Consider the following 21,870-nt stretch of genomic DNA (forward strand, 5'->3'; position numbering starts at 1 on the left):
CAGTGATAAATCCCGGATCGGCGCCGGTCCCGGCCGCGGTGGAAGCCCGCGGCTGGGGCTGGCGCCACGCCTCCCGCCTCGCCTGGGCGGTGGATAACCTCACGCTCCGGATCAACCCCGGCGAGCGGGTATTGCTGCTGGGTGCCTCCGGGGCCGGAAAATCCACGTTTATGCACGCCCTCGCCGGCGTGGTGGGCGGGGACGACGAGGGCGAAAGCCACGGGACCCTGACCGTGGACGGCGTGCCACCCGCGTCCCTGCGCGGCCGCTCCGGCCTGGTGCTCCAGGATCCCGACTCGCAGATGATCCTCGCCCGCGTGGGTGATGACGTGGCCTTTGGCTGCGAAAATCTTGGTGTTCCGCGCGAACAGATCTGGCCGCGGGTGAGCCGGGCCCTGGGGGATGTGGGCCTGGACCTGCCGCTGGACCACCTCTCCTCGCGGCTCTCGGGCGGGCAAAAACAGCGCCTCGCCCTCGCGGGGGTACTCGCGATGAATCCGGGGCTGATTCTCCTGGACGAGCCCACCGCAAATTTGGATCCCGCGGGGGTGCGCGAGGTGCGCGATGCCGTGGGCCGCGCCCTGGACCGCACGGGCGCGACACTGATCGTGATTGAGCATCGGGTCTCCACGTGGCTACCCATCGTGGACCGCGTCATCGTCCTGGGCCCCGGTGCGGGGGTGATCGCCGATGGTGATCCCGCCACCGTGCTGCGCGAGCGCGGCGCGGAGCTGGCCGCCGCGGGGGTCTGGGTGCCCGAGCATCCGCCGGTTCTTGCACCGCGACCGCCGACCATCGCGGGCGAGGTGCTGCTCTCCGGGCGCGGCCTGCGGGCCGCGCGGATTCCGGGCACCCCGGTCACCCGGGCACTGGACCTGGACCTGCGGGCGGGGGAGATCCTCGCCCTCACCGGGCCCAATGGTGCCGGAAAATCCACGCTGGCGCTGACCCTCGCCGGCCTGATTCGCCCCGAGGCGGGCACGCTGGCGGCGTCTCCCGCGCTTGCGCAGGGCGCGGGACCCGCTCCCATCGGCTGGAAATCCCGGCAGCTGCTGGGCCGGATCGGATCGGTGTTCCAGGATCCCGAACACCAGTTCCTGAGCACCACCGTGCGCGGTGAACTCGAAATCTCCCCGCGCATGCTGCGCTGGGATGCCGAGCATACCGAGGCCCGCATCACCGAGATCCTGGGGCGTCTGCGCCTCACGGCCCTGGCCCGCGCCCATCCCTTCACCCTCTCCGGCGGGGAAAAACGCCGCCTCTCGGTGGCCACCGCCCTCGTGGCGGCCCCCGCGGTGCTGATGCTGGACGAGCCCACATTTGGGCAGGACGCCCTGACCTGGGCGGAGCTGGTGGCGCTGGTGGATGAGCTGCGCTCGGGCGGCACCTCGGTGCTCGCGGTGAGTCACGATGAGGACTTTATCGCGGCACTCGCCGATCGTGAGCTGGTCCTGGCCGCACCAAACGGGGGTACACAGGCATGAGCGCCACCACCTATAGCGGCGTGGTCACGGCCGAACGCGCGGGCGGAATCCACCGCACCAATGCCGTTTCGCGGCTGCTGGTCCCGGTCCCGATCACGCTGGTTCTCCTGTTGACCCTGGACTGGGTATCCGCGGCCACGGCGCTCGCGGCGCTGGCGATCCTGCTGCCGTTTACCGGGATCACCGCGCGACAGTTTTTCCTCCGCACCCTGCCGGTATGGATCGCGGCCCCCGCCGCGGCCGTGACGATGCTGCTCTATGGGCGGCCGTCGGGCACGGTGTACTGGGAGTTTGGGGTCGCCCAGATCAGCGATGGTTCGATCGAGATTGCCGTGGCCACGATGCTGCGCCTGCTCGCGATTGCGCTGCCCGCGGTGGTGCTATTTATCACCGTGGACCCCACCGACCTGGCCGATGGCCTCGCGCAGATCCTGCACCTCCCGGCGCGTTTTGTCCTCGGAGCCCTGGCGGGGCTGCGGATGGTGGGGCTGTTTATGGACGATTGGCGGCAGCTTGAGCTCGCGCGGCGGGCCCGCGGTGTGGCCGATACCGGCCGGGTGCGGCGCCTGCTGGGGATGTGCCTGGCGATCCTGGTGCTCTCGATCCGGCGCGGCAGCAAGCTCGCGATGGCGATGGAGGCCCGCGGCTTTGGCGGCGATATTCCGCGCACCTGGGCCCGCGAGTCCACCCTGGGCTGGCGCGATGCCGTGCTGGCCGTGGTGGGGCTTGCCGTGGCCGCGCTGATCGTGATCGTCACGGTGAGCACCGGACACTGGAATTTCGTTTTTGACTAGGCCGGAGGATTCGAGCGCCGCCCGGGCGCAGGCCTGGGCGGCGCTCGGCGAGCCCGGTGCTCAAATTTTGCTGATCGAGGGCCCCAGCGGCGCGGGCAAATCCACGTTTGCCGGCGAGCTCCGGCAGCACTGGCCGGGGCCGGATACGCCACGCCTGGTGCGCATGGACGGGCTCTATCCGGGCTGGTCCGGGCTGGAGGCCGCCGCGCGGGCGCTGGTGCGGGATCTGCTGCTGCCGCTGAGCCGCGGCGAGCGTGGATTTTGGACCGGCTATGACTGGGAGGCCGGGCACACCACCAAGCAATACCCCGTGGATCCCGGATTGCCGCTGATCGTGGAGGGATGCGGCGCGCTCTCCCGGGCCTCCGCGCGGCTCGCGGATCTGCGGATCTGGATCGGCGCGGAGGACGGCCTGCGCAAGCGCCGCGCGCTCGCCCGCGATGGCGATACCTATCTGCCGCACTGGGACGCCTGGCAGCGCGATTATGAGATCTTCACCGCGCGCGAGGATCCGCGTGCCCTCGCCGACCTCCGGCTGCGGGCCACCGAGACGTTTGTGATCCCCGAGGGTCACTCCGCCGCGGAATAGGGCCGCGTTCCGGGCCTAGGGGGCAGGGGCGGAGAAGGAGTCGATCCAGGCGCCGATCAGCGGCAGGGGATGCAGCAGGCGCCACGGAATATCCGGGGAGTCCAGCGATCCCGTGGCCAGGATGGGCACGTCCGGCGCCGTTTTCTCCTCGGCCACGCGGATCGTGCCCACGATATCGCCCTTCTGCACATCGGCCTGAGCCTCCCGGGCGGATACGGAGATCTCCGGGGCCCGCACGGGCCAATACACGGTATTGGGCATCTCACCCGAGATGCCCTGGACGCGTTCGCCCCAGGCCGCCGTGAGGGTGATCAGGGGTGTGCCCGTTTCGAGTAGCGGGCCCGAGCGCACGCCCGCCTCCGCGCTGGCCAGCAGGGCGTTCATCTCGGATTCGAGGCTGCCCCACGTATCGCTGCGCAGCGAGGCCCCCGCGAACTCAAAGGATTCCTCGCCCACGGGCACCCGCGCGGTAAACACCAGGATGATTCCGGCGCGGGCGTTATAGCCGCGGTAGAGCACCCCGAGGCCGCGCTCTGCCAGATAGGTATCGGGGGAGGCCACCTCGCGCTGGGCGGCGATGCCGCTCGGGGCGGAGGTGAGGATCGCGTGCAGACCGGGATCGGCCTGCACGAGCGCCGCGATGCGGGCGAGGTCCGCCGCCGAGGCGAGGTTACCCGCGGCGGTTCCGGCGGCATCCACCAGCACGAGGCTGTCCAGGTGATTTTTCTGGGCCCAGGTACGGGCCGCGGAGAGATAGTTTTCGTTGCTGCCATAGGCCCAGAGCGCGAGGGTAGTGGCGTGGTTTCCGCTATCGGAGAGCAGGGCTGCCTGCAAGACCTCGCGCTGGCTCCAGGTATCACCCGGATAGACGGCAATCGTGCGCTCGCCCGCCTCGAGGCGCGCCCGGAAGTCCTGATAATCGGCCTCGCCGATGGGCACGGCCGGGCCCGCGGCATCGGCGGCCAGCGGGAAGCGTTCGGCGACCACGAGTGCGGTGATCAGGCGGGTGGCGCCGTCGATCGGCAGCGCCTCGGTATCGCCCGCGGCACCAAGCAGCTCGCTGCCGGCCGCGACGGCGCTTGCGCCGGTGGCGGGCAGCGCGGGCCCCGTGACCGTGAGGCTGGGGACGGCATCCACGCTCACGGTGGGGTCGGGGAGTGGCCCCACAAGCATGACCGGGGCATAGGCGCCCACCACAAGAATCGCGATGGTGCCGAGGCTCACGCCGATAAATCGTCCTATGCGCACGGTGGGCCTCCCGGGGATAACGGCTGTCTGGGGTGTGCGGACGGCACCCTAACCCCAGCCAAGCCGGTGTAGTTCCGCATCATCGAGCCCATAATAGTGACCGATCTCGTGAATCAGCGTGACGCGCACCTCTTCCCGCAGCTCCTCCTCGTTCTCCACGATATTCAGGAGCGGGAGGCGGTAGATGCTGATCAGATCGGGCATCTCGCCATAACCATAGGCATCGCGGTCGGGAAGCTCGATGCCGTGATACAGACCCAGGAGATCGAGGGTGCCATCCTCGGGCAGATCCTCGATCGTGATGGCCACGTTTTCGAGCCCCTCGGTGATCTCGGCGGGGAGCGCGTCGAAGACCTCGTTTACGAGGGTGTCAAACGCATCGGCATCGAGTTCCATCACGTCTGAATCCTATCGAGAATTTTCGGCGAATCGTGTAGCTCGGGCGTGGCGCGAGCCGTGGCGTGACGCGGGGCGTTAAACAGAAAAGAGGAGCATATGCTCCTCTTTTCATATATTACTTGGGGTGAGTAACGGGGCTTGAACCCGCGACCTCCTGAACCACAATCAGGCGCTCTACCAGCTGAGCTATACCCACCATGTCACCACTCGATACTATCGGTTCTTTTCGTCTGGGACGAATCGAGGCCTTCGTGTCGTGCGATTGCAACGTGACTAGTCTATTACATATTTGGAGCGAACTTTGCCACCACGTCCTCCGAGATGGCCTTGGCCTCCTCGGAGGTGGGTCCGGGGGTATCCACAAAGGCCGCGGCGCGATAATACGCAAGCTCACGGATGGACTCAAGAATATCGGCGAGGGCGCGGTGGCCACCGTCCTTGGCGGGGGCCTGGAAATAGACTCGGGGGTACCAGCGGTGTGCCAGCTCCTTAATGGAGGACACATCGATATTGCGATAGTGCAGGTGGTTATCCAGCTCGGGCATGTACTTGGAAAGGAATGCACGATCGGTGCCGATCGAGTTTCCCGCCAGGGGAGCCTTGCGTGCCTCGGGAATAAACGAGCGCACATACTCGAGGACGCGGCGTTCGGCCTCCTCGAGCGAGAGCCCGTCGTTGAGCTCATTAATCAGGCCCGAGGTGGTGTGCATCGTGGTGACAAACTCGCCCATCTGTTCCAGGGCCGCGGCGCTGGGCTTGATGACCAGGTCGATGCCGGGATCAACGGGGTTGAGGTCGAAGTCTGTGATCACCACCGCGATTTCCACGAGTTCGTCAACACCAAGGTCGAGGCCGGTCATTTCACAGTCGATCCAGACCAAGCGGTCCGCGAGATTTGCCATGGCCCCATGTTAGTCCCGATCGGGGACACTCGCGGAAATTCGCCGGATAGACTGGGGGCGTGAATACCGTACTCGCGATTTTGCTGCTGATTAATGCCGTGTATAACGCCGTGGTGTGGCCGCGGTTTTGGACCCGCGTAAAAAACGATCCTCGCGCCCGCGATGCCGCGGGTAAGCCCACCAAGTTTTATACGGTGCACGCGGTCCTGATCGCGATCGCCCTGCTGATCGCCGCCGTATCCGCCGTATTTGGCGTGATTGCCCTGATCGCCGGATAAACCACTCCGGCCATACCGGCGCGGCATCCGAAGTCCGAGTCTGAATGCCGCGACGTCGCGCGCCGTATTCTGTCCGGGGCCGCCCCCGCGGCGACCCCGGAACGCATTATCCCGGGCCTGATCTGCCCTCGCGAGTGCGTTCGCACTGCACCCGTGGGGCTCCGCCGTGACGCCGAGATCCGAGAGGGACAACGGCGGCGGGAGGCGCCCGGGATCCGGCAGCCGGGATCCCCGGCCCGCGGCGCTCCTGGTCCTCCGGACATGGCGGTATACACGCCTGTCGGTTGAGATGGCCCCCGACCTATGGCAGTGTGGGCACTCACCAAAGTTGGGGACGGTTTCATGGATTCAGAGAAACATCTTCCGGGCGATGCTGCACGCGCCGCAGGCGAGGCCACGGAGACCCCACCCTCGGCCAAAACGTTGCGGGCGATACGCAGGGGAGCGATCATCCACGTACTCGTGGGGGCTCCGGTTGGCGCCATCACCGTCATGGGCGTTTTTCTGCTGGTGCTCCTGGGCTCATTGGGGCAGGCGTATTGGCTCCTCGTTTTTGTTCCCGTGCTACCCCTGGCGATTTTCTGGGGGCTGGATGCGTTCCTGAACGAGACGCGCCGGAGCTGGCTTCGGGGCATCATCGCCGGAGGCATCGTGCTTATTAGTCTGCCCATTGTGGTTCGCTTTGGCATCAACCAGATCGGCTATCTGACCGGGGGCGCGCTTGCGGGCATCCTGGGAGTGTTTATCACCCGATACCGGGACCTCTTCGGGCGCGCGAAGCCCCGGGCATAGGCCGATATCGCGAGGGAGATTCCGTCGCCAAGGCTCCCGGGGAAACGCCGCGGTTCGCGCGGCCTCAATAACGGTCGGCGTCCGGTGGCGGGCCGGTGATCCTCGCAGGCCGCCCCGACGACGTGGGTTGCGTGGCCGCGGTTATGCACCCGCCCCAAAATGATTCTCGCGCCCGTGATGCCGCGGATAGGCCCCATACGTTTTATCCGGTGAACGCGGTCCCGATAGCCGGATACATTAACCCGGCCAAATTGGTGCGGCACCCCGCGTATATCTCGGGGTTCCGCACCGTCGCGTGGGATTATTCGGAGAGCACGAGGCTCTGCGCCTCCCACCCCTCCGGGACCTGGGCGAGCGCAAGATCGCGGCCGGTGGCATAGTCCTCGACCTCCACCTCGATGACCTGGGTTTCAAGTGAGCGAATAGTCACGATGATTTTCATGCCAATAAGGCTAGCGGCGACCCCACCGGCAGGGGCGGGATTGACCGAACCCGGGCGTGCCGGGCGGATTACCTCAGCCGCCGTATCCGGCATGACCCGGGGCATATCCCCGCCGCGACCGGGGGCTCCTGGTCCCCTCGACAGGACTCGAACCTGCAACCGTCGGATTAGAAGGCCGATGCTCTATCCATTGAGCTACGAGGGGCAACCATGACAGCATACTAGACGCCGAGGCGAGCGTCGCGAATCGGGTGGGAAAGCGGTGTCGCCCGCGCGAGCCGGGGCCGGAGCCGATTTATGGAGGTTGGCGCGCGGCGGCGGGAGGATTAGATTAGAGGAATGAGAGCACTCCAGGAACGGATCATTTCCGAGCTTCACGTTCACCCCGAGATCGACCCGCGCACCGAGATCAACCGCCGCGTCTCCTTCCTCTCCGAATACCTGCGCGCCTCGGGCGCGCGCGGATTTGTCCTGGGCATCAGCGGCGGGCAGGACTCCTCCCTCGCCGGACGCCTGTGCCAGCTCGCCGTCGAACGCGTGCGCGCCGAGGGGGGCACCGCACGCTTCATCGCCGTGCGCCTCCCGCACGGGGTGCAGCACGATGAGGACGATGCGCAGCTTGCGCTCACCTTCATCCGTGCCGATGAAAATAGCACCGTGGATATTCGTCCCGGAGTGGACGGTATCGCCGCCGAGTTTCGGCGGGCCACCGGCGAGGACATCACCGATTTTAATAAGGGCAATGTGAAGGCGCGGATGCGCATGATCGCGCAATACGCGCTGGCCGGCCAGGACGGCCTGCTGGTTGTGGGCACCGATCACGCGGCCGAGGCCGTCACGGGGTTTTATACCAAATTTGGTGACGGTGGGGCCGATGTCCTGCCGCTCGCCGGACTCACCAAGGGCCAGGGCAAGGACCTGCTGCGCGAGCTGGAGGCGCCGGCCCGTCTCTACGAAAAAATCCCCACGGCCGATCTGCTCGACGATGAGCCCGGCCAGACCGATGAGTCCAGCCTGGGCGTGGAATATACCCAGATCGACGCCTATCTGCGCGGCGAGGAGATCGCCGAGGAGGCAGCCCTCGCGATCGAGCGACGCTTCATCACGAGCCGCCATAAGCGCGCGCTGCCCGTGGGCCCCGCCGATACCTGGTGGCGGGAACTGCCGTAAACCATAAGCGCCCTCGGGCCCGCACCCCGAGGGGAGCGGGCCCGAGGGCGCCGTGATATTGGCCTAGAGCGGATGCGGCGTGGGACGGTCCCCGCCGGAATCCGGGGTGACCGCCTCGATGGCCGCCACATCATCGATCAGGCGCTGGGTGCCGGTATCGGCCCCCGCGAGCGGGGACGTGACGGCGGCGGGAAGCGTGGTGGTGGGGGCCGCGGCATCCACCCCAAAGGGGCGGGCGGGCTCGGCGGGCGTGGTGGTGGCGCGGGCATCCACCCAGCGATCGGCCGCGGGGGCCTCCGCAGCGGGCTCGGTGCTCTCAAAACGCCAGCGACCCAGGTCTTCCTCGAAGATTTTTTTGGCGCGGCCGGGACGATTCTGCCATTCGATCAGGCGATCGCGGAACTCGGCGATCACCGGGTCAAGCTCAAAACCAAACGTGGCCGAATGGCGCTTCAGCTCGGCCAGCTGATGCGAGGACCAGTTGGCGGCGAGGGCGGAGCCACGCACCGGAAGAAGACGAATGAGAATATCGGCCTGCCCCACGGCGCGATCGGCGAGAACCTGCTCCTGCGGGGTGAGCGAGGACCAGACCGCGGCCTCGGTGGAGGCGTCAATAAGGGCGGCAATGGCCGCCACCTTGCCCTCGCGGTCGCGCTGGGCCAGTAGCCTGCGAACCACGCCGCGAGAAATGAGCGAGGCGATCAGCCCCGAAATGATAATGGCCACGGCGGCCACCACCACGCTAAAAAGCACGGGACGGGCCTCGGTGGAGGCCAGCCAATCGGTAAAAGAGTTCCACGAGTCCATGAGCGGAAGAATACCCGCGTTCGGGGCTGTTCGGGGTGCTCCGCGCTGCCGTGTCGCTGTATTCCCGGGCTTTTAGCGGGGACGGGCTAGAGGCAGTGCAGGCAATCGATGGCCTCGTCGGCGCTCCAAAACTCGCCGAGCGACGCAAAGCTCGCGCGCGAGGTGATGAATCGTTTGGCCAGGTAGCGGGAGCCCTCCGCGGTATCGAGGCGCTCCAGATGGCCCACGATGCGATCGTCTCGCGCGATGACGCGCCAGAGGGAATCACGGACCGCCACGAGGCGAAGTCCGCCGTGCTGGGTAGAGGTGAGTGGCTTCATGGCTATTACGCTACGCGGCACCCCCGACAGTGCCGCCACGCCCGGGATCACCGCGCCGGTTTCCGTGCGCGGGCCGCGGGGAACAATGCGGCGCCCTGCGGTGTTATATTCGGCGGGCGAAGACTCGACTCGCACGGAACCTAAGGAGAACGATCACGGTGAAAAGCTATGTACTCGGCGGTGGATGTTTCTGGTGTCTGGACGCGGTCTATCGTTCGCTGCGCGGCGTGAGCGACGTGGTCTCCGGCTATACCGGGGGCACGCTGGTCGCACCCAGCTATGAGGCCGTATGCACGGGGCATACCGGCCATGCCGAGGTGGTGGAGGTCACATTTGATGAGACCATCATCCCGGCCGAAATTATTCTTGATGCCTTCTTTACGCTGCACGACCCGCGCCAGCTGAACCGGCAGGGCAATGATGTGGGCACGCAGTATCGCTCCGCGATGTTTTATCGCAGCGAGGAGGAGCGCGCGGAATTTGAGGCGGCGCGCGAGCGGGCCGATGAGATCTGGGGAGGCGGAGTGGTCACGGAGATCTCCCCGCTCGGCGAGTTTTATCCGGCCGAGGACTATCACCAGGACTTTTTTGCCAAGAACCCGGGACAGGGCTATTGCCTCGCGGTGACCGTCCCCAAGGTGAACGCGGTGCGCCGCCGTTTCGCCGAATATACGCGCCCGCTCTAAGGAGAGTTATTCCCGGGGCTTGCGTGGGGAATGAATTATCCACAGAAGGCGCGAGGAGTGCGTGAGGGGAGCGGGGGAGGGGGACACTGGAGTGGTGGGGTCTCCGGTGCGTCCCTCGAATAATCCCCGGCACACATCGCAACCGGGCACATCACGCCCCTCGCCGGGGCGGTCATCAACGTGGCCGCCCCGGGGAATGGGGTGAGGCAGGCGGGGCGAGGCCGGTGGGAAGAGGTCGGCGGGGTGAGGTCGGCGAGATAAGTCCTGCGGGGCGGGGTTAGCGGGAAGAGGCCGACTGGAAGAGGCCGGCGGGACGGGGTCGGCGGGACTGCATGCGCAGACGCCGGGCTTGCTTATTGAGCCCGAGTGCCGAGATCGGGCGTCGAGATCGGGCGTCGAGATTGGGCACCGAGCTTGGGTGCCGAGGTTGAGTGCCGAGCCCGAGTGTCGAGGTTGAGTTCCGAGACTGAGTGCCGAGATTGGGCGTCGAGACTGAGCGCCGAGCCCGAGTGTCGAGGTTGAGCGTCGAGATTGGGTGCCGAGCTTGGGTGCCGAGGTTGAGTGTCGAGCCCGAGTGTCGAGCCCGAGTGTCGAGCCCGAGTGTCGAGGTTGAGCTCCGAGACTGGGCGTCGAGATTGAACTTCAAGACTGAGCGCCGAGATTGAGTGCCGAGCCCGAGTGGCGAGGTTGAGCGTCGAGGTTGAGTACCGAGACTCAGCGTCGAGGTTGAGTTCCGAGACTGAGCGTCGAGGTTGAGTTCCGAGACTGAACATCAAGACTGAGCGCCGAGCTTTATTGCCTCAGTGTGGTGTGGTGCTTATGGGGTCGTGAGTCCCTCCGGCGGAGCATTCCGCGGTCCCGCACGCGGCGAGGCGCACCGGGCGCGGGTGTGCGGGGCGCGTGGCGTTCCTTCTCGCAGCCCGTGATTGGTCATCGGTTTTCGAGGTGCATCCCGAAGAGCCTCCGATGATGGTGGATTCACGATCGGCGATTATGGATCCGGAATCGGCATGGACGCGTTGGGTTCCCGGGCGCCGCGGCATCCGGAGCCTCCCCGGTCCCGGCCGGGTCCGGGATAACCGCGCGTCTCGGCGGGAGGTTCCCGGGGTGCCCCGGGTGGGGCGCGTGGGGGCGCTATCGCGCGTATGCGTGTTTACGCTGTCGGCCTCCCGGGGCCGCAATCACGCCACACGCGTCGCATCGCGCCCCCGTACCCGGCAAATCGCTGTGTGCTTTCACCCAAAAAAATTATGGACCGCCTAGACTCGGATCGGTCTCTGTTGTGGCCCCCGCCGCCGGCGGGTGTCGCCTCCGCGACCAGAACCAAGAGAAATCAGCCTGAGGAGTTCTTTGTGATAGTGCGTTCATCGGTAGTGGCCGGTCGGGCACGCCGCCGCCCCCTGGTCCCGACGCTGGGTATCCTGGCGCTGAGCGCCCTGCTGCTCTCGGGCTGCTCGATCGGCGGGGACGCTCCCGCCTCGCCCAAACCCTCCGCCTCCACCGAGGCCCCGACCGAACCCGCGGTACTGATCCCCGGCGGCAGCGCCGAGGAAAACCTGCCGTTTTTTGACCAGGTGAACCGCGCGACCCTCGCCGCCAATCCCGAGGCCCTGGGCCGCGAGATCATCGACGGCCTCGTGGCCGCGGGCTTTGATAAGTCCACGATGCAGGTGGGCTCGGATACCACCACGCTGGGTCGCCCCGTGGATGCCCTCGAATTTGCCGTTCGCTGGGGAGATCAGTGTCTCCTCGGCCAGAACGGCCCCACGGTGGGTGGCTACCACTCCACCGTTTCCCCCGCACTGAATTCCGGAGGCTGCCTCGTGGGCAGCACCCGCCCGATAGACTGGTAGCGATATGGCTGAATATATTTACTCGATGGTCCGAACCCGCAAGGCGGTCGGCGATAAACTGATCCTTGATGACGTCACGATGGCGTTCATCCCCGGTGCCAAGATCGGTGTGGTGGGCCCCAACGGTGCCGGTAAGTCCACGATCCTGAAGATCATGGCGGGCCTCGACACCCCGAGCAACGGTGAGGCAAAACTCACCCCCGGTTATTCCGTCGGAATCCTCATGCAGGAGCCCGAGCTCGACGAGTCCAAGACCGTCCTCGAAAACGTCCAGGAGGGCGTGGGGGAGATCAAGGGCAAGATCGACCGCTTTAACGAAATCTCCGCCGAAATGGCCGAGCCCGATGCCGACTTCGACACGCTGCTGGAGGAGATGGGCAAGCTGCAGGAGGCCATCGACGCCGCCGATGCCTGGGACCTCGACTCCCAGCTGGAGCAGGCGATGGACGCCCTGCGCTGCCCGCCCGGGGACGCCGAGATCACCAACCTCTCCGGTGGTGAGAAGCGTCGCGTGGCGCTCTGTAAGCTGCTGCTGCAGAAGCCCGATCTGCTGCTGCTGGATGAGCCCACTAACCACCTCGACGCCGAGAGTGTTCTCTGGCTCGAGCAGCACCTCGCGAAGTATCCCGGCGCCGTGCTCGCCGTGACCCACGACCGGTACTTCCTCGACCACGTGGCCGAGTGGATCGCCGAGGTGGACCGCGGAAAGCTCTACCCCTATGAGGGCAACTACTCCACCTACCTGGAGAAGAAGCAGGAGCGCCTGCAGGTTCAGGGCAAGAAGGACGCCAAGCTGTCCAAGCGCCTCGCCGAGGAGCTGGAATGGGTTCGCTCCAACGCCAAGGGCCGCCAGGTGAAGTCCAAGGCGCGTCTCGCCCGCTATGAGGAGATGGCAGCCGAGGCCGAGCGCACCAAAAAGCTCGACTTTGAGGAAATTCAGATTCCCGCCGGGCCCCGCCTGGGCTCCGTGGTGCTGGAGGCCAAGGGCCTCACCAAGGGTTTTGAGGGTCGCACCCTGATCGAAAACCTCAGCTTCTCGCTGCCGCGCAACGGCATCGTGGGCATCATCGGACCGAACGGTGTGGGTAAGACCACCCTGTTTAAGACCATCGTGGGCCTCGAGCCCCTGGACGCCGGTGAGCTGAAGATCGGTGAGACCGTGAAGCTCAGCTATGTGGACCAGAGCCGCGGCGGCATCGACCCGGAGAAAAACCTCTGGGAGGTTGTCTCCGATGGACTCGACTATATCCAGGTGGGTAACGTCGAGATCCCCTCGCGCGCCTATGTCTCCACGTTTGGTTTTAAGGGCCCCGATCAGCAGAAGAAGGCAGGTGTGCTCTCCGGTGGTGAGCGTAACCGCCTGAACCTCGCCCTCACCCTGAAGCAGGGCGGAAACCTCCTGCTTCTGGATGAGCCCACCAACGACCTGGACGTGGAAACCCTCGGTAGCCTCGAAAACGCGCTGCTGGAGTTCCCCGGTTGTGCCGTGGTCATCACCCACGACCGGTGGTTCCTCGACCGCATCGCCACGCATATCCTCGCCTATGAGGGTACCGAGGAGAACCCGGCGCAGTGGCACTGGTTCGAGGGTAACTTCGAATCCTATGAGCAGAATAAGATCGAGCGCCTCGGTGCCGACGCGGCCAAGCCCGGCCGTGCCACCTACCGTAAGCTCACGCGCGACTAGGCGTCACGCAGCCGAGGGCCCGCGCGCCGCGCGGGGAATACCATGCCCTGAGGGCAGGGAGTTCCCTGCGCGGAACCGGGCCCTCACCCGTTTCACCCCGGATTCTAAAAGGAGCGCCCACCCATGAAACTCGATGTTCCCATTCACCTGCGCTGGGCCGATCTTGACGCCTATAACCACGTTAATAACGTCGAGATCATGCGCCTCTTTGAGGAGGCGCGGGTGCGGGCCTTCTGGAAGCGCGAGCCGGGAGAATCCGAGCTGGACGACGGCATGGCCCTCGTGGAGGCCTCCGCGGGCGCGGAGACCATGACGCTGATCGGCTCCCAGCGGGTGGAGTATCTGCTGCCGGTGGATTATCGGCAGCGCCCGATCATCGTGCGGATGTGGATCGGCGCGCTGGGCGGCGCGAGCATGGACGTATTTTATGAGCTGCGCGATTCGGCGGAGGAGGACTCCGCGGTATATGCGCGCGCCCTCACCACGATTGTCTTGGTGACCGCGGCCACCGGCCGCCCGCGCCGGATCGGCGCCGAGGAGCGCGCAGCCTGGGGCCGCTATCTGGAGGCTCCGCTGACCTTCCGCGGGCGCGAGTAGCCGCCATAATCCGGGCGTGTGGCCCCGGGCGGGGCTTAACGCGCCAGAATCCCGGGGCGCTGCCCCGGGCCGGATAGGATGCGGGCTGGTCCACATAAAGGAGCGCCAGCACGATGTCCGAAGCCCTCACCGATACCACAACGCCCAATCGCCGCGTCCCCAAGCGCCTCGCCCTGATCCTCGGGGGTGTGCTCATCCTGGGGGCGGGAACCGGCACCGCGGTGGCCGCGATCGGCGCGAGCACCGCACGCGCGGAGGCGGCCGAGTTTGCCCTCGAGGTGGAGCGGGCCGGGACCCGGCATGCCGAGTTCTTGGAATCCGTGCAGCATGCCTCCGGGAGCCTCGCCGAGTCCGAGGACCTTCGCGCGCAGGCCCAGGTGGTATCTGAGGCCTCGGAGGACGGATTCCTCGGCGCGCCGGAACGGCAGGACCTGGCCTCGGCACTCGTCGAATTTGACGAGCGGATCGGGGCCGCGGGGATGCCGTTGACCGAGCTGGATTTTGAGCCCGGAACAGAATCTGATGACTCCACCCGGGAATCCGTGCGGCGCGGATCGGCGGAGCTCGCGCTACAGGCCGAAAAAATGACCGCCGCGATGGAGAGCCATCGGGAGCTGATCGATAGCCACGCTACGGCCCGCGATACGCTCGCCGCCGCTATCCTGGCCACGCTCGCAACCGCGCGCGAAAATGGCGAGCGAATCCTCGCCGAGTCGCCGTCCGCCCCCGAGGAGATCCGCGCGGCGCTGGCCGGCGCGATCGAGGATGCCACGACCGTCGAGGGCGATTTTGCGGGGGTCACCCACGCCTATATGGACGCGGCGCGCGCGGCCCTGGCCGCGGAGGCGGACGCGGCGGCGGCCAGGGCCGCAGCGGCGGTGGCTCCGGCCCCGCCCGCCGCGAACGTCACCGGGGGCGCCTCGGTATCCCCGCCGCAGTACGGTCCCGGCTATGGCCGCTCCCTCGGCGCGGAGCGACGCGAGGCGGGAATCCGCCGCGGCCAGGAAAACCGCGAACGCTACGGTCGCTGACCCGCCCGGCGGGGTGTGCGCCCGGCGCGGGACTAGGCGTCCGCGTCGGGCACGCGCACCATGCCCTCCTGGGCCACGCTCGCCACGAGGTCGCCCGCGCGGTTAAAGATCTTGCCCGTGGACAGCCCGCGGCCCCCGCGAGCGGTGGGCGATTCCTGCACATAGAGCAGCCACTCGTCCACGCGCACCCGGCGGTGCCACCACATCGCGTGATCGAGGCTCGCGATCTTCAGCCCCGGGGTGACCCAGGGCACGCCGTGCGCGCGCAGGATCGGCTCAAGAAGCGTGTAATCGCTCGCATAGGCCAGCGCCGCGCGGTGCAGCAGATCGCTATCCGGGAACGCACCGTTTACGCGCATCCATACCGCCTGTCGCGCGCTGGGGCCCTCGGGAACCGAGAGATAGATCGGCCCGGGAACGTGTCGAATATCAAAGGCCCGCCCCGTGGCCCACTGCTCGGCCACGGGATGTTTCACGCCCGCGAGAATATCGGCCGCGCAGGGCAGGGTCTCGGGATCGGGAATGCCCTCGGGCATCCGCTCCTGATGCTCCAGCCCGGGATCCTCATCCTGGAAGGACGCGATCATCGACAGGATCGGCAGGCCGTCCTGATATGCCTGGGTGCGGCGCGTGGAAAACGAGCGGCCGTCGTGGATGCGATCCACCGAGAACGTGATCGGTTTGGCCACATCCCCGGGGCGCAAAAAATAGCCGTGCATCGAGTGGATAAACCGGTCCTCGGCCACCGTGCGGGCGGCGGAGACCACCGACTGGGCCAGCACCTGGCCCCCAAATACGCGGCCCCCGGGGGTCCACTCGGAGGTCCCGGTGAAGATATCCTCACTGGTGCGCGCACCGGTATCGGTCAGATCCAGGGTGGCCAGGAGGGATTCCAGCGGCGAGGTCATGCGTCTCCTTCGGAGCTTAGGGGGCGAATTGGGCGCGGGATTGGGAATGCCCGGGCGTCAGGGATAGTTTAGGTTCTTGATGAACACTTCCTTCACCCTGAGCGATGTCCACGCGCGTGCCGATCTCACGGTATACCTGAAACGCGCCAAGCGTGTGGATGAGAGCGCGATTCGCCTGATCGGGGCCGGCGGAGTTCTCGCCGTTTATGCCCCCGTGTTCACCCCGCGGGGCATCCTCGACGCGGGCCCCACGATCCTCGGCCTGCGCACGTTTGCCGATACCGGGGGCGGAACCTTTGATACCGTGGTGGCCCCCGCCTCCGTGCTGGAGCGCCTCGCGCGCCTGGAACTCGAGGAGGGAATCGCGCAGGAGGTTCCCCTGCCCGTGGCCGAGGTGCGCGCCGCCTGGTCCGGTATCGCCGCCCCGCGCGGCGGCTGGGAGGCCCGCGGCAGCATCGCCGCGGGTGAGCTGCGCGCCGCGGCCCATGCCGGTATCGCGGAGATCGCCGCGGCCCTGCCCGAAAACGCGGGCGACCCGGTGGTGGCCAAGATCCGCGGCGGCGTCTGGGGAGCCCCGCTGGAGGCCCTGCCCGAGCTGCCGGCCGGCGCCGCGTTTGCCGCCGAGAGCCTGGGGTTCCTCGGCGAGGAGGACGAACCGGTGGCGGTCTGGGGTTCGGGTGCGTGGCTGCGCGCGTCGAGCGTGCGTGGGCACGTCCTGATTCGCCGCGGCGGCGGCCTGCTCTGAGATGACTCGTGGATTTTCCGTGCGGACCGCGCCGGGCGTGGCCCATAATGGGGGAGTGAACTCCGTGCTGCCCACCGTGCCCCCCACCATTCCGGTGCGCGCGGATCTGCGGCTGCGTCCGTGGCGCGATTCCGATAGCGATGCCATCTATCGTGCCTGCAACGAGGCGGAGATTCAGCGCTGGACCACGGTACCGTCGCCGTATACCCCCGAGGATGCCGTATTTTTCCTGGGCCTCACCCGTGATGCCTGGGCCTCGGGGGCGGGCGGGTCGCTGGCGCTGGTGGATCCCGCGCGGGACGAACCCATCGGGTCCTTTGGCTTTGTGGGCTATTCGCCCGAGGAATCGGCGGCGGAGATCGGCTATTGGATCGCCGCTCCCGCGCGCGGCCGCGGCTATGCCACCGCCACGCTGGATGCCCTGAGCGAATACGCGCTGGGCCTCGTGGGACTCGAGCGCGTATATCTGCGCATTGACCCGGAAAACTCCGCGTCCCGCGCACTCGCCCGCGCCGCGGGCTATACCCTCACCGAGCGCGGTATCACCGATGCGCGCACGCGCACACCGATGGATACCTTCACCCGGCATGCCCCGCGGGGCTAGTCCTCAAACGTATTAACCATCGCCACGGCCGCGCGGGAGAGGTAGTCCCAGAGGATGGCCTCATCGGCGGGCGGAAGCGCCATCTTATCCACGCCCGCGCGCATATGCAGCAGCCAGCGATCCCGCGCCTCGGGATTGACCTTAAAGGCGTTATGGCGCATCCGCAGGCGCGGGTGGCCGCGGCGTTCGCTATAGGTTCCGGGGCCTCCCCAGTACTGCTCCAGGAAGAGCAGCATGCGCTCGGTGGCCGGACCGAGGTCCTCCTCCGGGTACATCGGGCGCAGCACCGGGTCATCGGCGATGCCGCGATAAAACTCGTTCACGAGCGTCTCAAACGCGGGGCGGCCGCCGAAGCGCTCATACATGCTGGGCGTGAGGAGGTTCTCGCTGCCCGCGGGGACCGGCAGCGGCGGGGGCACGGGGCGACCGGCGGCGGTGGGGGCCTCCACGGGACCCGTGCGGGCCCCGGGGTTATCGGGAGTGGGGGTGGTCATCGGGAATCGGACCCTTCTGTGGATGCGGGCGGGGTATCCGGGGTATCGGGGTGAGCGGTATCGCGCGACTCACGCCGAGACGCGCCGGGCGCCGGGGGCTGGATGGTGGTGGGACGGGTGGCATCGGGCGCGGTGAACTGGCTCGGATGCTTGGTGGCCGGCTGTGTGCCCGGCGCAATGCGGGCCTCGGCCGCGGATTCCGCCGCGGATTTTTTGGGGAGGGTCTTCCGGCTGGGCGGGGGTTTGGTCAGGGAACGATCCTGCGTGGATACCGGGCGGGTGCGCGGCGGCTTGGCCCCCATCACGCTGCCGGCGCTATCAAAGCCCTGCAGGACCACACCCTCGAGCGAGGGGAGGTGGATGCCCTGGGCCTCAAAATCACGGAAGAGTCGGGCGCGCAATTCGCGGCTCACGTCGTCCTTGGCAGTGGTGCGGGTCTTGATTACCACGCGGATCACGAGGGCCTCATCGGAGACCGATTCGATGCCCCACATCTCGGGGCGCTCCACGATCCGCGAGCGCCACTTGGGCTCCTGCGCGAGCGTGGTGGCGGTGGCGAGGGCCTGCTCCTGGGCGAGGTTTATATCGGAGTCATAGGGCACGGCGAGGTCCACGATGACGCGCGCCCAGCCCTGGGACATATTGCCCACGCGCAGAATCTCTCCGTTGCGCACAAACCAGAGCGTGCCGTTGACATCGCGCAGCTGGGTCACGCGGATACCCACGCGCTCCACCACCCCCGTGGCGAAGGGCACGGTGGAGCCGAGGTCCACCACATCGCCCACGCCGAGCTGATCCTCCATGACCATAAACAGGCCGTTAAAGACGTCCTTGACGATATTCTGCGCACCAAAACCCAGGCCGGCACCAAGCGCGGCTGTGAGCAGCGCCAGCGAGCCGATCAGCCCGGAGTCGAGCCGGTTCACGATCATGACCACGGCGATGATAACCACCGTGACGTTGACAATATTGCTCAGCACACTCCCCAGCGTGCGGGTGCGCTGCACGAGGCGCACGGCCGCGAGGGGGGATACGCTCAGCGCCTGGGTATCCTCGGCGCCCTGATTCTTCTTGACGCCGTTAACGATCTGGACCACCACGCGGCGAATCAGCAGGCGCAGAATCCAGGACACGATGACCGCGCCCACGATGACCACGAGGGTCCAGGCGAGAGCACCAAAGGGGGATTTAAAAAACGCGTCGATTGCGTCCCAGATCCCCTGGATGACGTTATCGGTCGGGGTAGCGGGGGCGTTCGGATCGGGGGTTGCTGCCATGACCCCAGCATAGTGGCGGGCACCCAAACAACCCTGGGTACCGCCCGAATTGGGTACCTTCTTAAACAACGGGGGCGGGTGCCCACGCAGCTGCTGCGTGGGCACCCGCCCCCGTTTTGATGACGGTTCCGGCCTAGGCGCGGGCGTCACGCTCCCGGGCGTCCAGCGCGCGCTGGGTGCCCGCGAGGGCCTCCAGCACGATCCGGCGCAGCGCGGCGGGCTGCTCCGAGTTCGCGTTCAGCCAGGCCACGGCCGCATCGCGCAACTCGGTGCCCACGAGGGGCGAGGGGTACAGGCCCGAGATCAGCGGCTCGGCGATGTGATACGCGCGGGACTCCCACAGCGGCACGATGGCCTCAAAATAGGGCGCGACATAGGAGCGCAGCACGTCCTTATCGGAGGCACGCTGGAAGCCGATCGTGGTGGCGCTGACGATGGCATTGGCTGCCGAGTCATCCTCCACAACGCTTGCCCAGGCGCGGGCCTTGGCCTCGGCGGTGGGCAGGGCGGCCCGGGCCTGGGCCGCGGCCTTGGCGCCATTGGCGGTGTTATCTGCTGCCAGTGCGGCGTCGATCTCGGCGTTATCGGCACGAGAATTCGCCGCGAGGGCGGTCAGCAGCTCCCAGTTCAGGTCGGTATCCACGTCGAGCCCGGCGAGCTTCTCGGCGCCCGAGGCCAGGGCCTCGATTGCGTCCAGCTGCGCGGGGGTGGAGGCCACCTGGGCAAAATACTTCACAAACTGGAACTGGGCGTCGCTCCCGGCCTCGGCCTCGCGGGCAAAGCGTAGCAGGGTATCGCCGATCTCCTCCAGCAGGGCCACCCGCACGTCCTCCGCGGCATAGGCGCTCGCGGCCAGAATCACCTGGCTGAGCGTGGTGCGCAGCGTGGTGGACTCGGTCTCGGTGGCGATGTTATTAAGCACCAGGCGGACATAATCCCGGGCCGGGGTCTCGGCATCGCGCGCGGCATCCCAGGCGCTGCCCCAGACCAGGGCGCGGGCCAGCGGATCGGAGATCTGCGCGAGGTGCTCGGTGGCAACCGCGAGGGAGGGCTCGTCCAGGCGGATCTTGGCATAGGCCAGGTCGTCATCGTTGAGCAGGATCAGGTCGGGGCGGGTGCGGCCGATCAGCTCGGCGATCTCGGTGCGGCCACCGTCGATGTCCAGCTCCACGCGGCTCTCGCGCACGAGCGCACCATCGCGGAGGTTATAGAAGCCGATTGCGAGGCGGTGCGGGCGGATCGTGGGATAGTCCTCGGGGGCGGTCTGCACGATGGCAAACTCCTCGATGACACCCTCGGCCGAGACGGTGAGCTCGGGGCGCAGGGTGTTGACCCCCGCGGTCTCCAGCCACAGGGCCGACCACTCGGACAGATCGCGGCCGCTCGCGGCCTCCAGCTCCACAAGCAGATCGCCGAGGACGGTATTGCCCCAGGCGTGCTTCTTGAAATAGGCCGAGACACCCTGGTAGAAGGCGTCGATACCCACCCAGGCCGCGAGCTGCTTAAGTACCGAGCCGCCCTTGGCATAGGTGATGCCGTCGAAGTTCACCAGGACGTCCTCAAGATCGTTGATCTCGGCAACAATCGGGTGCGTGCTGGGCAGCTGGTCCTGGCGATAGGCCCAGGCCTTTTCCATCGCGGCAAACGTGGTCCACGCCTCGGTCCACTCGGTGGCCTCGGCGGTGGCGATGGTGGAGGCCCACTCGGCGAAGGACTCGTTCAGCCACAGGTCGTTCCACCACTTCATGGTGACCAGGTCGCCAAACCACATATGGGCGAGCTCGTGCAGGATCGTGACCACACGACGCTCCTTCACGGCATCGGTGACCTTGGAACGGAATACATAGGTCTCGGTGAACGTGACCGCTCCCGCGTTTTCCATCGCGCCCATGTTGTACTCGGGGACAAACATCTGGTCGTATTTGGGGAAGGGATAGGGCACATCAAATTTGGACTCGAAGAACGCAAAGCCCTCGCGGGTCTTATCGAAGATGTAATCGGCGTCCATATACTCGGCCATCGAGGCGCGGGCAAATACGCCCAGCGGGATGATCCGGCCATCGGAGCTGGTGAGTTCGCTGCGCCAGACCTGATACGGCCCCGCCACCAGTGCGGTGATATAGCTGGACATGCGCTCGGTGGGCTCGAAGCTCCAGGTGCCCGAGCCATCGCCGTTGTCTACCGGCTCGGGGGTGACCGAGTTGGAGATGATCTGCCAGGCCAGCGGGGCGGTCACGGTGAACGTAAAATCGGCCTTCAGATCGGGCTGCTCAAAAACCGCATAGACCTGGCGGGAATCGGGGACCTCAAACTGGCTGTAGAGGTAAACCTCGTTATCGGCGGGATCCACAAAGCGGTGCAGGCCCTGGCCGGTATTGGTATAGGCGTGGTCGGCATCGACCACGAGGGTGTTTTCGGCGGCCAGGTTGTCCAGGCGGATGCGAACGCCGTCGTTCACATCGTTCACGTCCAGGGCCACGCCGTTTAGCGTGACCGAGTGCACGGTGCGCGTGATGGCGTCGATGAACGTGGAGGCCCCGGCGGTGGCCTGGAAGTCCACGGTGGAGACCGTGCGGAAGACCTCGTCGCCGCGGGTGAGGTCGATGCTGATGTTATAGGACCGGGTCGAGACGATGGCCGCGCGCTCGGCGGCCTCGATTCGGGTGAGGTTTTCTCCGGGCAACGTGACTCCTTGAGTGTGTGTATGGGGGATTGTGTCCACCCCCAGCGTAGCGCGCACCCGCGGAGAGCGCGCCCGGCATT

23 protein-coding genes and 2 tRNA genes are annotated in these 21,870 nt (G+C 66.8%); 13 read left to right on the forward strand and 12 right to left on the reverse strand.

The annotated features are described in order from the left end of the window. Window positions 1-2: 2 nt before the first annotated feature. From KXZ72_RS00830 to KXZ72_RS00840, 3 genes are read left to right on the forward strand one after another with little or no spacing between them, the layout of a single operon-like run. Window positions 3-1,484, forward strand: coding sequence for an ABC transporter ATP-binding protein (locus KXZ72_RS00830; RefSeq protein ID WP_226081820.1), 1,482 nt, complete (start codon window positions 3-5; stop codon window positions 1,482-1,484). Further along, window positions 1,481-2,278: an energy-coupling factor transporter transmembrane component T family protein gene (locus tag KXZ72_RS00835; protein WP_226081821.1), complete on the forward strand. Its 798-nt coding sequence runs from the start codon at window positions 1,481-1,483 to the stop codon at window positions 2,276-2,278. Before KXZ72_RS00830 ends, KXZ72_RS00835 begins: the two co-directional genes overlap by 4 nt. After that, window positions 2,271-2,867, forward strand: coding sequence for a nucleoside/nucleotide kinase family protein (locus KXZ72_RS00840; RefSeq protein ID WP_226081822.1), 597 nt, complete (start codon window positions 2,271-2,273; stop codon window positions 2,865-2,867). Before KXZ72_RS00835 ends, KXZ72_RS00840 begins: the two co-directional genes overlap by 8 nt. A gap of 15 nt (window positions 2,868-2,882) precedes the next feature. Here KXZ72_RS00840 and KXZ72_RS00845 read toward each other — a convergent pair whose 3' ends face one another. From KXZ72_RS00845 to orn, 4 genes are all read right to left on the reverse strand, one after another. Beyond that, the gene (locus KXZ72_RS00845; protein WP_226081823.1) at window positions 2,883-4,115 is read right to left on the reverse strand and encodes a hypothetical protein; all 1,233 of its coding nucleotides are present in this window, start codon (window positions 4,113-4,115) and stop codon (window positions 2,883-2,885) included. Window positions 4,116-4,163: 48 nt separating this feature from the next. After that, a complete protein-coding gene (locus tag KXZ72_RS00850) occupies window positions 4,164-4,511 on the reverse strand; it encodes a metallopeptidase family protein (protein WP_226083381.1) in 348 nt (115 codons plus the stop codon). A 123-nt stretch (window positions 4,512-4,634) separates the two neighbouring features. Then, window positions 4,635-4,710: transfer RNA gene (locus KXZ72_RS00855), tRNA-His, on the reverse strand. Between the two features lie 85 nt (window positions 4,711-4,795). Next, window positions 4,796-5,416, reverse strand: a complete 621-nt coding sequence (orn, locus tag KXZ72_RS00860; RefSeq protein ID WP_226081824.1) for an oligoribonuclease — start codon at window positions 5,414-5,416, stop codon at window positions 4,796-4,798. A gap of 59 nt (window positions 5,417-5,475) precedes the next feature. Between orn and KXZ72_RS00865 the strand changes: the two genes are divergently transcribed. Then, a complete protein-coding gene (locus tag KXZ72_RS00865; RefSeq protein ID WP_226081825.1) occupies window positions 5,476-5,694 on the forward strand; it encodes an SCO4848 family membrane protein in 219 nt (72 codons plus the stop codon). Window positions 5,695-6,036: 342 nt separating this feature from the next. After that, entirely contained in the window at window positions 6,037-6,486 is a 450-nt protein-coding gene (locus tag KXZ72_RS00870; RefSeq protein WP_226081826.1) for a hypothetical protein, read from the forward strand. 301 nt (window positions 6,487-6,787) lie between these two features. On the opposite strand, the gene KXZ72_RS00875 is transcribed toward KXZ72_RS00870, so the two are convergent. Together KXZ72_RS00875 and KXZ72_RS00880 are read right to left on the reverse strand one after the other, a co-directional pair. Then, the gene (locus tag KXZ72_RS00875) at window positions 6,788-6,928 is read right to left on the reverse strand and encodes a hypothetical protein (protein WP_226081827.1); all 141 of its coding nucleotides are present in this window, start codon (window positions 6,926-6,928) and stop codon (window positions 6,788-6,790) included. Between the two features lie 129 nt (window positions 6,929-7,057). Then, window positions 7,058-7,133, reverse strand: a tRNA-Arg gene (locus KXZ72_RS00880). A gap of 134 nt (window positions 7,134-7,267) precedes the next feature. On the opposite strand from KXZ72_RS00880, the gene nadE reads away from it, so the two are divergent. After that, window positions 7,268-8,098 carry an ammonia-dependent NAD(+) synthetase gene (nadE, locus tag KXZ72_RS00885; RefSeq protein WP_226081828.1) on the forward strand — a complete coding sequence of 277 codons (831 nt, stop codon included), beginning with the start codon at window positions 7,268-7,270 and terminating at the stop codon, window positions 8,096-8,098. Window positions 8,099-8,161: 63 nt separating this feature from the next. On the opposite strand, the gene KXZ72_RS00890 is transcribed toward nadE, so the two are convergent. Both KXZ72_RS00890 and KXZ72_RS00895 read right to left on the reverse strand, forming a co-directional pair. After that, window positions 8,162-8,905, reverse strand: coding sequence for a hypothetical protein (locus KXZ72_RS00890; RefSeq protein WP_226081829.1), 744 nt, complete (start codon window positions 8,903-8,905; stop codon window positions 8,162-8,164). Window positions 8,906-8,991: 86 nt separating this feature from the next. Beyond that, the gene (locus KXZ72_RS00895; protein WP_226081830.1) at window positions 8,992-9,225 is read right to left on the reverse strand and encodes a hypothetical protein; all 234 of its coding nucleotides are present in this window, start codon (window positions 9,223-9,225) and stop codon (window positions 8,992-8,994) included. Between the two features lie 158 nt (window positions 9,226-9,383). Here KXZ72_RS00895 and msrA point away from each other — a divergent pair, with 158 nt between their 5' ends. From msrA to KXZ72_RS00920, 5 genes are all read left to right on the forward strand, one after another. Continuing rightward, on the forward strand, window positions 9,384-9,911 hold the full coding sequence (msrA, locus tag KXZ72_RS00900) for a peptide-methionine (S)-S-oxide reductase MsrA (RefSeq protein ID WP_226081831.1): 528 nt from the start codon (window positions 9,384-9,386) through the stop codon (window positions 9,909-9,911). A gap of 1,358 nt (window positions 9,912-11,269) precedes the next feature. After that, window positions 11,270-11,764 (forward strand): DUF6993 domain-containing protein, encoded by a 495-nt coding sequence (locus KXZ72_RS00905; protein ID WP_226081832.1) that lies wholly within the window; start codon window positions 11,270-11,272, stop codon window positions 11,762-11,764. 4 nt (window positions 11,765-11,768) lie between these two features. Continuing rightward, entirely contained in the window at window positions 11,769-13,451 is a 1,683-nt protein-coding gene (ettA, locus tag KXZ72_RS00910) for an energy-dependent translational throttle protein EttA (RefSeq protein ID WP_226081833.1), read from the forward strand. A gap of 123 nt (window positions 13,452-13,574) precedes the next feature. Then, window positions 13,575-14,048 carry an acyl-CoA thioesterase gene (locus tag KXZ72_RS00915; protein ID WP_226081834.1) on the forward strand — a complete coding sequence of 158 codons (474 nt, stop codon included), beginning with the start codon at window positions 13,575-13,577 and terminating at the stop codon, window positions 14,046-14,048. Between the two features lie 113 nt (window positions 14,049-14,161). Beyond that, window positions 14,162-15,079: a hypothetical protein gene (locus KXZ72_RS00920; RefSeq protein WP_226081835.1), complete on the forward strand. Its 918-nt coding sequence runs from the start codon at window positions 14,162-14,164 to the stop codon at window positions 15,077-15,079. A 32-nt stretch (window positions 15,080-15,111) separates the two neighbouring features. Here KXZ72_RS00920 and KXZ72_RS00925 read toward each other — a convergent pair whose 3' ends face one another. Then, window positions 15,112-15,987: an acyl-CoA thioesterase gene (locus KXZ72_RS00925; protein ID WP_226081837.1), complete on the reverse strand. Its 876-nt coding sequence runs from the start codon at window positions 15,985-15,987 to the stop codon at window positions 15,112-15,114. Between the two features lie 79 nt (window positions 15,988-16,066). Here KXZ72_RS00925 and KXZ72_RS00930 point away from each other — a divergent pair, with 79 nt between their 5' ends. Both KXZ72_RS00930 and KXZ72_RS00935 read left to right on the forward strand, forming a co-directional pair. Next, complete coding sequence (locus KXZ72_RS00930) at window positions 16,067-16,732, forward strand: hypothetical protein (protein WP_226083382.1); 666 nt, start codon at window positions 16,067-16,069, stop codon at window positions 16,730-16,732. A gap of 55 nt (window positions 16,733-16,787) precedes the next feature. After that, window positions 16,788-17,336 (forward strand): GNAT family N-acetyltransferase, encoded by a 549-nt coding sequence (locus KXZ72_RS00935; protein WP_226081839.1) that lies wholly within the window; start codon window positions 16,788-16,790, stop codon window positions 17,334-17,336. Here the strand turns inward: KXZ72_RS00935 and KXZ72_RS00940 are convergent. The 3 genes from KXZ72_RS00940 to pepN form a co-directional block, all read right to left on the reverse strand. Further along, window positions 17,333-17,701: a globin gene (locus KXZ72_RS00940; RefSeq protein ID WP_226083383.1), complete on the reverse strand. Its 369-nt coding sequence runs from the start codon at window positions 17,699-17,701 to the stop codon at window positions 17,333-17,335. The genes KXZ72_RS00935 and KXZ72_RS00940 overlap by 4 nt on opposite strands. Window positions 17,702-17,826: 125 nt before the next feature. Further along, window positions 17,827-19,107 (reverse strand): mechanosensitive ion channel family protein, encoded by a 1,281-nt coding sequence (locus KXZ72_RS00945; protein WP_226081841.1) that lies wholly within the window; start codon window positions 19,105-19,107, stop codon window positions 17,827-17,829. 133 nt (window positions 19,108-19,240) lie between these two features. Then, the gene (gene pepN / locus KXZ72_RS00950; RefSeq protein WP_226081844.1) at window positions 19,241-21,790 is read right to left on the reverse strand and encodes an aminopeptidase N; all 2,550 of its coding nucleotides are present in this window, start codon (window positions 21,788-21,790) and stop codon (window positions 19,241-19,243) included. Between the last annotated feature and the right edge of the window lie 80 nt (window positions 21,791-21,870).

Origin of the sequence: Mycetocola spongiae (assembly GCF_020424085.1) — a bacterium.
Classification (GTDB): Bacteria; Actinomycetota; Actinomycetes; order Actinomycetales; family Microbacteriaceae; genus Mycetocola; species Mycetocola spongiae.